General features: G+C 62.0%; 8 protein-coding genes and 1 pseudogene. 5 read left to right on the top strand and 4 right to left on the bottom strand.

The window, feature by feature from the left end; all coding sequences use genetic code 11:
* Nucleotides 1-4: 4 nt before the first annotated feature.
* A complete protein-coding gene (locus tag N2A41_RS29815; protein WP_260111928.1) occupies nucleotides 5-1411 on the bottom strand; it encodes an FAD/NAD(P)-binding protein in 1407 nt (468 codons plus the stop codon).
* A 550-nt stretch (nucleotides 1412-1961) separates the two neighbouring features.
* Here N2A41_RS29815 and N2A41_RS29810 point away from each other — a divergent pair.
* The 3 genes from N2A41_RS29810 to N2A41_RS29800 all read left to right on the top strand — a co-directional run bounded on the left by N2A41_RS29810 (nucleotide 1962) and on the right by N2A41_RS29800 (nucleotide 6160).
* Complete coding sequence (locus N2A41_RS29810) at nucleotides 1962-3770, top strand: ABC transporter ATP-binding protein (protein WP_260112001.1); 1809 nt, start codon at nucleotides 1962-1964, stop codon at nucleotides 3768-3770.
* A gap of 88 nt (nucleotides 3771-3858) precedes the next feature.
* Nucleotides 3859-5757 carry an ABC transporter ATP-binding protein gene (locus N2A41_RS29805; protein WP_162115178.1) on the top strand — a complete coding sequence of 633 codons (1899 nt, stop codon included), beginning with the start codon at nucleotides 3859-3861 and terminating at the stop codon, nucleotides 5755-5757.
* Nucleotides 5758-5863: 106 nt separating this feature from the next.
* Entirely contained in the window at nucleotides 5864-6160 is a 297-nt protein-coding gene (locus N2A41_RS29800; RefSeq protein WP_260111927.1) for a hypothetical protein, read from the top strand.
* Nucleotides 6161-6373: 213 nt separating this feature from the next.
* On the opposite strand, the gene N2A41_RS29795 is transcribed toward N2A41_RS29800, so the two are convergent.
* A protein-coding gene (locus tag N2A41_RS29795; protein WP_222282285.1) for an IS630 family transposase occupies nucleotides 6374-7320 on the bottom strand; the annotation gives its coding sequence in 2 pieces (ribosomal slippage) (nucleotides 6374-6979 and nucleotides 6982-7320; 945 coding nt in all).
* A 105-nt stretch (nucleotides 7321-7425) separates the two neighbouring features.
* Here N2A41_RS29795 and N2A41_RS29790 point away from each other — a divergent pair.
* Together N2A41_RS29790 and N2A41_RS29785 are read left to right on the top strand one after the other, a co-directional pair.
* Nucleotides 7426-7899, top strand: a pseudogene (locus tag N2A41_RS29790) (LacI family DNA-binding transcriptional regulator); the annotation flags it as partial.
* 74 nt (nucleotides 7900-7973) lie between these two features.
* Nucleotides 7974-9011 carry a LacI family DNA-binding transcriptional regulator gene (locus N2A41_RS29785; protein WP_017968184.1) on the top strand — a complete coding sequence of 346 codons (1038 nt, stop codon included), beginning with the start codon at nucleotides 7974-7976 and terminating at the stop codon, nucleotides 9009-9011.
* A 33-nt stretch (nucleotides 9012-9044) separates the two neighbouring features.
* Here the strand turns inward: N2A41_RS29785 and N2A41_RS29780 are convergent, their stop codons facing one another.
* Together N2A41_RS29780 and N2A41_RS29775 are read right to left on the bottom strand one after the other, a co-directional pair.
* On the bottom strand, nucleotides 9045-10337 hold the full coding sequence (locus N2A41_RS29780; protein ID WP_260111926.1) for an MFS transporter: 1293 nt from the start codon (nucleotides 10335-10337) through the stop codon (nucleotides 9045-9047).
* 103 nt (nucleotides 10338-10440) lie between these two features.
* Nucleotides 10441-11640: a multidrug effflux MFS transporter gene (locus N2A41_RS29775; protein WP_017968182.1), complete on the bottom strand. Its 1200-nt coding sequence runs from the start codon at nucleotides 11638-11640 to the stop codon at nucleotides 10441-10443.
* Between the last annotated feature and the right edge of the window lie 97 nt (nucleotides 11641-11737).

Genomic DNA, 11737 nt, shown 5'->3' with positions numbered 1-11737 from the left:
ATTTTCAGACGGCCTTGACCCTTGGATAGAACCGTTCGCCGACGCGCTCGGCAACGGCATAGGCCTGCGAGACGATCTCGGGCACCAGATCGATATCGGGCAGGCTGCCGAGGCCGAGCGGGCCGACGGCAAAGAGTCCGGCGACCGTCGAACCGTCCTCGAGGAAGGGCTCGCCGCGCGCATTGACGGCTAGCCCGAGCGAGAGTTCGTCCGGCATGGCAAGGCCGGCGGAAAGCAGGCTTTGCATCAGCGGCGCTGAAAGATCCGGCGCCTGACAGCGGCAATCGATGATGCGCTCGGCATGAATGATCTCCTCGGCGGCGGAACCGGCCGGCGTGAAGAACAGGCCGCTCAAGCCGCGGCGGCCGGCCCGGCCGCGGCGCAGCACCGTGCGGCCTTCGGCGAGCTCACGTTTCAGACGCAGGTGCATGGCTTCCGGCAGGCGGTTGCGATGGCTGTCGTAGATTGCCCTGAGGTGCCGGTTGAACTGATGTTTGTCGCGGGCCGGCAGCGAGCGCCAGAGCGAGCGGGCATGTTTCCTCAGGCCGTTCATTACCGATTGCCAGCTTCGCCCCGCCTCCTCCGCCTCGCGACAGGCTTCACGGATGAAGCGCACGATCTCCGGCAGGCTCTGCGGCAGCGTTTCGGCCGGGAACACCGGATCGGCGGAATTCGGCGTATGGCTCTGGGGCAGGAAGCCGCGCCTTGAAATGATCGTCACCTGGCCGGTATAACCGGAATCGCGCAGCTGCAGCAGCTGGTCGACGACGCGGATGCCGCTGCCGAGCAACACCGCATGCGGCCGCGCGACGAGGCGCTGGGCTCTGACCGGCGAAGCATCCTCACCGCCGGCATTCGGCGCAGCCAGGCCGTAGCCGGTGGCGAGGATCACGGTATCGAACAACGGATTGGCGGGATTGGCGCTTTCGAGCAGGAAGCGGTTGCCGTGGCTCCTGCGGATCGCCACGACCGGATCGTTGCAGACCTGGACGGTAATGTCCCTGCGCGCGGCCAGTGCTTCCGAAAAGCGCTGGTAGACATAATCGCTGAAGATTTCCTTCGGCACGAAGATCTGCCGGAATCCGGGGATGGCGGCCGGCACGGCGGCGCGGAAGGCGGCGTTGCTGCAAAGCCAGTCGTTGAAATCGTCATTGTCGCCGACCGAGACCGAGAGGTCCCGCACGCGGGTGTTGAGGATCGTCGAGGAGCGGACTGAGGCCAGCGCCTGCCCACCGCTGACCGACGAATTCGGATCGAACAGCTGCAGGTGGAAGGGCGCGCGCACCGTCTTCATCAGCGCGATGGCCGTCATCATGCCGGAAAAGCCCCGCCCGACGATCGCAATGCGTGGTACGGCTGATATCTGCGCCGTCGCATTGGCCCTCGCGGAAAGAAGTCCCTGAACCGTCATCGCAACTCCTTTGCGGCTTCATCCGCACCGTGGGTCGATCGAGGTTTCAACGCATAAAACAGCGGTTCACGCGTTGATGAGGTTCATGCGGCCATTCACAACATCTGCCGCGGCATCGGGGTCCGAACCAGCGGTCCCGCAAGAGAACTAGGGGAGCAATCACGCTCGTCCATAGTCTATCAAACTAGTAGTGTATGAAAGCGCCAAATGGCGCAGGTGGCAAGAGGTTTGTTGCCGTTTTTTTAAGCTATTGAAATACAGGGTAATTTATAGGAAATCTGCGAAAATATGACCGACCTTCGCACCCCAGGCTGCCGGGATTGGCCGTTGGGAAGATTGCTCCCGCCGGGGATGCGAGGAGACCTCACGTAAAAATAACCAACTGGTGAATTCTTTACTTGAACCCCCAACTGGAATCGGCAAAAGTGAAGGCGCTATCAATCCCTTCATGGATTTGCCGTCTTTTCGGGCCAGAGTCCGACCACACATCTATTGGAAAAATACCGTGAGCAGCGATGCGTTAATACGCGCGACGAAGCCTTCGGCTTCGATGGCGCTTGCAACTGCGGCAGGCTGGGGGCGAGGCCTCTTCACATTGGTGCGCATCACCATGATGGCCTTCCGCCACCCCTGGCAATCCGGCTTTGCGATCGGCGCCACGCTTGTTGCCTCCACCTTCCAGCTGATGATCCCGCGCCTTCTCGGCCGGGCCGTCGACCACACGCAGATGGCGATGAGCGGCGGTGCGGCGGGCCAGGTGGCACAGGACGCGCTTCTGACCACGGCGCTACTGCTGCTTGGCGCCAGCGTGCTGCGCGGCCTCTTCACCATGGTCCAGAACTATTACAGCGAAGCCGTCGGCCATCACATCGGCTACGAACTGCGGCTGGCCTGCTACGAGAAAATCCAGCGTCTCTCTTTCAGCTTTCACGATACCGTGCATTCCGGCGACCTGATCACCGTCGGCCTGCTCGATCTCGAAGGCGTGCGCATGTATTTTTCCACGGCGCTCGTCCGGATGATCCTGCTGTCGATCCTGATCGGCATCGGCGCCTATATGCTGCTGTCGACCGATGTCGTGCTCGGCCTTCTGGCGCTAAGCTTCGTGCCCTTCGTCGGCTGGCGCTCCTCGGTGACGCAGCTCAGGCTACGTGCCACGTGGCTCGACCTGCAGGAGCGGCTTTCGGTGCTGACCCGCATCATGGAGGAGAATCTTGGCGGCATCCGCGTCGTGCGCGCTTTCGCCGCCCACGAACACGAGATTTCGAAATTCGAGGCCGCGTCGAAGAGCGCATTGGCGCTTGCACACCAGCGCGTCGGCATCCGCGTCACCAATACTAGCGCCATGACCTTCTCTTTCTTCGCGGCGATGGGCCTGGTGCTGTGGATCGGCGGCGGCAAGGTGATGTCGGGCGAGATCACCGTCGGCACGCTGGCTTCGTTCCTGACCTTCATGACCATCCTGCAGATGCCGGTGCGCCAGCTCGGCCTGATGGTCAACGCCTTTGCCCGCGCCTCCACTTGCGGCTCGCGGCTCTTTGCCCTTCTCGACCTCGACATCGCGATCAAGGATGCGCCGGATGCGAAGGAGCTCAACCTCACCGACGGCGTGTTGCGCTTCGAGAATGTCAGCTTCGCCTATCCGGGTTCCGAAAAGCGCCCCGTGCTCCAGGATATCTCCTTTGAAGCCCGCCGCGGCCAGACGATCGGCATTGTCGGGCCTCCGGGCAGCGGCAAGTCGACGATCGCCCATCTCATTCCCCGCTTCTACGACGTCAGCGGCGGCAAGGTCACGATCGACGGACAGGACATCCGCAAGGCGACGCTGCAATCGCTGCGCCGGGCGGTGGCCGTCGTGCAGCAGGATTCCTTCCTGTTCACGACGACGATCGAGAACAACATCGCCTATGGCGACCCGTGGGCGAAGGAAGGCCGCATCGAGCGCGCCAGCGAAAGCGCCCAGCTGCACAACTACGTGCTCGGCCTGCCCACAGGTTACGGCACCGTCGTCGGCGAGCGCGGCGTTTCGCTTTCCGGCGGCCAGCGGCAGCGACTTTCGATCGCCCGCGCGCTGATGCTGAGACCTGCGGTGATGGTGTTCGACGATTCGACGGCGGCGATCGATGCGGCCACCGAACAGCGCATCCGCAGCGCCATGCGCCGCTACGCCGCAGATCGCGTAACCATCATCGTTGCCCACCGCCTGAGCTCGCTGATGCATGCCGACCAGATCCTGTTCGTCGAAGACGGCCGGATCGTCGAACGCGGCACGCATGCGGCGCTGCTTTCGCTCGGCGGGCGTTACAAGGCACTCTACGACCTTCAGGTGCGACCGGGCGACGAGGCTTTAAGCGCCTAGCGCATACTCCCTCTTCTCCCCAGCGGGGAGAGGAGCGGACAAACTGACTATGCAGGCAACCTGAAGTGTTGGCCGCGGGAGGAATGACATGGCCGAGGAACTGGAAACCGAGCGTCCCGACGTTCGCGAGGACGGACGCCGCCCGCCACGGGCAGTCGTCGGTTCACATCGCGTCGAAGAGGAGATGTTCGGCAAGGCCTTCGACGGCAACATCGTCAAGCGCATCTGGGTCTTCGTCAGCCCCTATCGCCGGCAGGTCCTCTGGTCGGTCGTCGCCGTTTTGACCTTCACGATGATGCAGCTGATCATCCCGCTAATCATCCGCTATGCCATCGACCACGGCATGTCGCCGGGCGGCAACGCTTCGGCGTTGATCTGGTCGATCGTCGCCTTCACGATCGCCATCCTCATCAACTATGCGGCGAGCTACGCGCAGGAGACCCTGGTCGGCGGCGTGGCGGAAGACGTGCTCTTCGATATCCGCAAGGCGATGTTTTCGCATCTGCAGCGCGTCTCGCTCTCCTTCATGGACAAGACCGAAGTGGGACGGTTGATGTCGCGCCTGCAGGGCGACGTCAACTCGATGCAGGAATTCCTCGAGACCTCGGTGCTCTCCGTCGGCGACATCATGCTGCTCTTCGGCATCGTCTTCGTGATGCTCTATCTCGACTTCAAACTGGGGCTGCTGACGCTCTCGGTGTTGCCGGTGCTCTTCATAGTCCGGCTGTTCTGGTTGCCGCTGGCGCGCAAGTCCTTCATGGCCGCGCACGAGACCAATTCGGTCGCAAACGGCGCGCTTGCCGAGGCGATCCACGGCGTGCGCGCCGTCCAGAGCATGGACAGGCAGGGCGTCAACTTCACGCTCTACGACGACAAGGCGCATGCCAACCTCGAGACGCATCTGACGGCGGCGCGTTATGCGCAGGTGATGGTGCCGATCGTCGACAGCCTGACGGGCGTAGCGATGGCACTCGTCATCGTCGTCGGTGGCGCACGTGTTCTCAATCAGGCGCTCGATGTCGGCGTGCTTGTCGCCTTCCTGTTTTATATCCAGCGTTTCTTCGACCCGATCCGTTCGCTGACCCTGCAATACTCGGTGATGCAGCGCGCCATGGCGTCTGGCCAACGGCTGACCGAAGTGCTCGACGTGCCGGTCGACATCAAGGACGCGCCTGGCGCCAAAGCCTTGTCGCGCGACATGGACGGCTCGGTGGAATTCAAAGACGTCGTCTTCGGCTACAATCCGAAAAATCCGGTGCTGAAGCACGTCAGCTTCAAGGTCAATCCCAGCGAGACGGTGGCGCTGGTGGGGCCGACGGGGTCCGGCAAATCTAGCTGCATGTCGCTGATCCACCGCTTCTACGACGTTCAGCAGGGCCAAGTGCTGGTCGGTGGCCATGATGTGCGTGATCTGACGCAGGATTCGCTCGGAGCTCAGATCGCCATGGTGCTACAGGAACCCTTCCTCTTCACCGGCACGGTCTTTGAGAACATTCGCTACCACATGCGCGAGGCCACGCGCGAACAGGTGATCGAGGCGGCGAAGGCCGTTGGCGCGCACGAGTTCATCATGCGCCTGCCGGAGGGCTACGACAGCGTTCTCGGCGAGCGCGGCGGCAATCTCTCGCTTGGCCAGCGCCAGCTTTTAAGCTTTGCCCGCGCGCTGGTGGCGGATGCGAAGATCCTCGTGCTCGACGAAGCGACGGCCAATATCGACAGCTATACCGAGATGCTGATCCAGAAGGCACTGGTGAAGCTGCTCGAAAACCGCACCGGCCTCGTCATCGCCCATCGCCTCGCGACGATCCGCGAGGCGGATCGCATCATCGTGCTGCAGAACGGCGAAATCATCGAAAGCGGGAACCATCAACAGCTGATGAAGAATGGCAAGCTCTATTCGAAGCTCTATAACCTCAACTATGCGTCCTTCGACGATATTCCCGAAGACGTGCTGGAGGAGACGACGGCGACGCAGTCGGCGACTTGATGGTGTGTAATGACTTGAATTAACACTTTTGCAAAGTTTGAACGAACAAACGCGTTGCTGCCGCATTTCCCTTTTATCCGGGGCGAATGCCACTGAGGAGAATGTCATGAAGAGAGTTATTAGCAGCCTGTTGATCGCGACGGCCCTCGTTGGATCGGCTATCCAGCCTGCTGCCGCGAGCGATCACCATCATCACAATAATACCGGCCGAGTCATCGCCGGCGGCGTTGCCGCAGGCGTCGTCGGCGGGCTGATCGGAGGCGCAATCGCCAATAGCGGTCCTCGCTATGTCGATGGCCCTCGTTATGTCGAACCCGCGCCAAGATGCTGGTATGAGGACCGCGACGTCCGTAATCGCTACGATGGCGGTTATCATACCGAAACCGTGCGGGTCTGCGAGTAGCAAGTTCGCACCGGGACCATTTGCGGTCGCCGCTGATTTTTGCCCCTCAACCGAGGCTGCATCTGGGCAGCCTCGGTTTTTCTTTGTGACGACCATTGTTCTGCCTCGGGCCAATGCGATTGGTTCACAGCCATTCTCCGCAGCAATAATTTCTGGCTGCCCTCGGCCGCCTGTCATCCGGCTGTTAGGGGCGACCAATAGAGCGGGATTGTTTTATGTCCGTTCATATCCGGCTTCCTTGAAGTAGTTTTGGCACTCTTTCGGCGAGACGGTTTGAAGGGTGGCTGCCAGCGCGTCGTCGATGGCCTGTCGGGTTCGAGCCTGCGCCTTGCGCAGCTCGTGCTTGATCTTGGCGAAGAGTTTTTCGATCGGATTGAGATCGGGGGAATACTGCGGCAGGAAGAACAATCTGGCGCCGGCCTTGCGGATGGCGGCACGGATAGCGCCGGCCTTGTGCGAGCCGAGATTATCCATGACGACGATGTCGCCGGGTTTGAGCTCCGGTACCAGCACCCTCTCGACATAGATGCGAAAGCGTTCGCCATTGATCGGGCCGTCGATGATCCACGGTGCGCTGACGCGGTCGGCCCTGAGGGCTGCGACAAAAGTCATGGTATTCCAGTGGCCGAAGGGCGCATGGCCCAACAGCCGTTCGCCGCGCGGCGCCCAGCCCCTGAGCGGCGTCATATTCGTCTTCGTCCAGGTTTCGTCGATAAAGACAAGGCGAGATGGATCGATGCGATGGCGATGCTTCAGCCAGCGCGCCCGCCGGGCGGCAACATCGGGCCGCTCGCGCTCGCTGGCGACCAACGTCTTTTTTTATAACTCAGCCCTTCCTCATGCACGAAGGTCCGGACGGCGCTGTAATCCACTTTCAGGCCGCGCTCTCCGAGTTCCGCCACCAACCCGCGCAAGGTGAACGCCTGCATGTGGCAGCGATCGATCAACCAGACCCGATGTTTACCTGAGATCGCCCGTGGCTTGTGCCCGCCCATCTGGCCGGGAGCCGCGCTGCCCGTCTCACGCAAGCGCCGGACCCAGTCGATCGCGGTGCTGATGCCAATGCCGAAGCGCTTTGCCGCCGCTCGACACGACAGGCCCTCGCGCGTTACTGCGCCAACAACGCGTTCCCGAAGATCATCCGAAAAAGGTTTCGCCATCCAGACCGGCCTCCTGCACCGGCCAGAATGGTGAATCTGATTTGCACCAGAAAGGGAATCCCTGTTCCGATTCCGACTAAAACAATCCCGCTCTAGCTGAAGCCGATGAATGATGGTCCAGTGAACGGCGGTAAGACGCCAAAGAAAGAACGCATGCGCTTCGTCAGCGCCGAGCAGGTGGCGCAATTGGCGGGGGTTTCGCGCTCCGCCGTCTCGCGCACCTTCACGCCGGGCGCCAGCGTGGCGCCTGCAACGCGCGAAAGGATGCTGCAGGCGGCGCAAGAACTCGGCTACCACATCAACGACTTGCGCGCCGTTCTTGCCAATCAGAGCCGCCTGGTCGGCATCGTCGCGACCCTGCTCATCAAACGCGGCAGCATCTCGATCCTTATCAATACCGGCCAGCCGGAAGACGAGCTGCTCGCCGGCCACCGTGCCGAGGCGACCATCATCCTGTCCGGCTCGCCGCCGGCGAGTTTCTTCGAACTCGCGCAGCGAAATGGCCAGCCGCTCGTCCAGGTTACGAACGCATCATTCCGGAGCTCGTCATCCGCCAGAGCTTCAGAGCCTAATGCCTCCCCCGGCTTTTCGCAGGCGCCATCCTGTGGCAAGAAAGGATAAACGCGATCCGGTGGGGAGGAAAATCGTCGAACATGAAGGGAATCCGCCAGCTCGCCGAGCATCTCGACATTTCGATCGGAACGGTGTCCCGTGCGCTGAACGGCAAGCCCGACGTCAACGACGAAACGCGCCGGCGCGTGCTCGCCGCCGCCGAGGAGCTCGGTTACGTCGCCAACCAGTCGGGCCGCAGCCTTCGCCAGGGCATGACCAACGTCATCGGGCTGATGCTCGAGGTGAGCCGCGAGACGGTCGAAAACAGCGACGATTTCTTCCTTGGCGTCACTGACGGGCTGCAGAGCGTCTTTTCCCGCCACAAGCTCGATCTCGTCATGCTGCCCTGCCCTGATGACGAGGACCCGCACGAATATCTGAAGCGCATGGTGGCGCGCCGGCTTGTCGACGCGTTGATCATCTCTGCGACACGACGCACCGACCGGCGCATCGAACTTCTGGAGAAGGCCCGCATCCCCTTTGTGGCGCTCGGCCGCAGCGCGTCGGGCGGCAGCTACACCTGGGTGGATCTCGATTTCGAGGGCGTGGCGACGCGCGGCGTCGACCGGCTGGTCGCCAAAGGTCACCGGCGGATCGCCGTGGCTGTCCCCTCCTCCGACATCAATCTCGGCTACCTCTTCCTCGACGCCTACCGCCAGGCACTGCAACGGCACAGCATCCCCTACGACCCGGCCCTCGTCATCCGTGTCAAGTCGAGCGAACAGGGCGGTTATCAGGCCGGCCATGAATTGCTGATGATCGCGCAGCGGCCAACCGCAATCATCCTGATCCATGAACTGATGGCGATCGGGCTTTACCGCCGGCTTGCCGAGGCCGGCATCGTGCCCGGCCGTGACCTCGCCATCGTCGGTTTCCGCGAGGAGCCGCGCACGCTTTTCTTGCAGCCGACGCTGACTTCCTTCCGCATGTCGCTGCGCGATCTCGGCGCGCAGCTTGGCGAAACCCTGCTCGCCACCATGCCGGCCTATGCCGATCATTATCCGCAGGGGGCCCGCAACAGGATCTGGCCGCTGGAACTCGTTCCAGGCGAAAGCGACGCTTTCACGCTGCCGACCTGAAGCCCATCGCGTAGATACTTTTGGGTGTCTGCATCAGACCCGGCTTGGAGCCGCCGGATGCTCCCTCTGTGACAGCTGACGCGTGACGACGAAGACCAGCAAGGCGCCGAACGCAAGACAGGCCGAGAGAAAGAACATCGGCGCGATCGTGCTGCCGCTCTCATCCTTGATCCAGGGCACGACGTTCTGGGCGACGAAACCGCCGAGATTTCCAACCGAATTGATGGCGGCAAGGCCCGCCGCAGCCCCCGCGCCCTTGAGGAAACGGGAGGGGAGGCTCCAGAACACCGGTTGGGGTGCGAAGATCCCTGCAGCGGCGACGCAGAGGAAGGCGAATTGCAAGGTGTGGTTCGGGATCAGCGCCGAGAGCAGCAGGCAGGCGGCGCCAATGACAGCGGGAATGACGATATAGGGTGTCTTGGATTGCGCCTTGTCGGCCATGGCGGGAACGGCATAAAGCGCGATCGCGACCAGCACCCAGGGAATGATGTTGAGGAACCCGTTCACCGTGTTGCTGACGCCGAAAGCCTTGACGATGGTCGGCAGCCAATAGCTGAGGCCATAGGCCGAAAGCGGAAAGGCGACATAGCAGAGTGACATCAGCAGGACGCGCGGGTCGATGAGCGCCTTGAATCCGTTTCCGGCATTCTCGCCCATGCCGGCATTTTCCGAGGCGAGCCTTCGTTCGAGCCAGTTCTTCTCCTCGCTGCTCAGGAAGCTTGCACTTTCAGGCCGGCCGGGAAGATAAAAGAAGGTGACGATGCCGGCGATCACAGCCGGAACACCCGTCGCCAGGAACACCCACTCCCAGCCGGCAAAGCCGTATAGACCATCGAGATCGAGCAGCACGCCGCCGAGCGGTGCACCGACGGCATTGGCGATGGCGCTGAAGATCATGAACAGCCCGACCATCCTGCCGCGATAGGCCGAGGGAAACCAGAGCGTCAGCAGATAGAGGACACCGGGAAAGAAGCCGGCTTCGCAGACGCCGAGCAGAAAGCGCAGGACATAGAACATCATCGCGTTCTGCGTGAAGGCGAGCGCGATGGTGACGATGCCCCAGGAGACCAGGATGCGCGCGAACCAGACACGGGCGCCGAGCCTGTCGAGGAAGAGGTTGCTCGGCACCTCGAAGAGAAAATAGCCGATGAAGAACAGCGAAGCGCCGAGACCATAGGCATATTCGCTCATTGCGAGGGCATCGACCATCTGCAGCTTGGCAAAACTGACGTTCTGCCGGTCGATATAAGCGATGAGATAAAGAATGCCGAGAAATGGCATCAGCTTCCAGGTGATTTTCGAGATCAGCCGCTTCTCGTCGACCATGCGTATCCTCCGGTATGACCATGCTTCGTCATGGCGTAGATAGCGCGGCCTGCCGATAATCAATTGGGCGTTGCATTTTCTCCGGGTGCGGCCTGTCTTGAGATCATTCGGCAGCGGCGACGGCGGCGCGGCGGCCGATCGTTACCTGCGTCAGCACGAAGGCTGAGAAGGCGCAGAGCGCTATGCCGGCGGCCATCGGAACGGCTGTGCCGTCGAAAAAGACGCTCGATATGACCATGGCGACGGCGGCGATCACGAAATGCAGCGTGCCCATAAGCGACGAGGCAGTGCCGGCGATCTCGCCGTGATCCTCAAGCGCAAGCACTGCGCTCGTCGGGATGACGAGGCCGAGGAAGCCGTAGCCGATGAACAGAAAGGTCGCCAGGACGGGCAGCTGGTTGAAGCCGGAGGCCATCACCACCGCCATCACGACCATCGCAAGCGCGTAGGCGCTGACCGCAATCCGCATGACGCGCACGAGGCCGAAACGCTCGCCGAGCCAGCCCGTGGCCTGCGATACCGCAAAGAACGACACGGCGTTGATCGAGAAGGCGAAACTGTATTGTGTCGGCGTCAGCCCGTAATGCTGGATCAGCACGAAGGGCGAGTTGGCGAGATAGACGAGGAAGCTCGAAATGCCGAGGCCGCCGATGAAAGTCAACGTCAGGAAATTGCGGTCGGTTAGCAGCAGACGGTAAGCCGCCATGGCGCTCTTCAGACCGCTGCCATTGCGTTCGTTCGCCGAACGGGTTTCGTCAAGCTGGGTGGCGAGCAGGACGAGGCCGATGAAGGCGGCGATCGTCACGGCCCAGAATACGCCGCGCCAGCCGTAGAACTCGATGACGGCGCTGCCTGTCAGCGGCGCCAGGATCGGCGAGATCGAGAAGACCAGCATCAGCAGCGACATCAGTCGGGCGGCCTGCACGCCAGTGTGCATGTCGCGGACGATGGCGCGCGGAATGACCATGCCGGCAGCACCGCCGATACCCTGAACGAAACGGAAGGCGATCAGCGTTTCGATGTCGGTTGCCAGCGCACAGCCGATCGAGGCGATGGCAAAGAGGCCGATGCCGAGATAGAGCGGCAGCTTGCGGCCCCACATATCCGACAGCGGACCATAGACGAGCTGAGCGAGCGCAAAGGAGATGAAGAAGGCGAGAAGGGTAAGCTGGGTGACGTTGTTATCGGCATGCAGGTCCTGGCCGATCGACGGCAGCGCTGGCAGATACATGTCGATGGCGAAAGGCCCGATGGCCGACAGAAGGCCGAGAATGAGGGCAATGCGAAAGAAGGGAGCCGTCATAATGGTGATCTTTCATAATAGCGCAGGGTACCGGATTGTCACTCCGCCGCATTGCTCTGAGAGTGCCCGCGCGTCCTCTCGGAGGCACAAGGGATGC

Origin of the sequence: Rhizobium sp. SRDI969, assembly GCF_025152725.1 — a bacterium.
Classification (GTDB): Bacteria; Pseudomonadota; Alphaproteobacteria; order Rhizobiales; family Rhizobiaceae; genus Rhizobium; species Rhizobium leguminosarum_I.
Note: the sequence above shows the minus strand (reverse complement) of the source record. Positions and strands in the feature narration are given on the sequence as shown.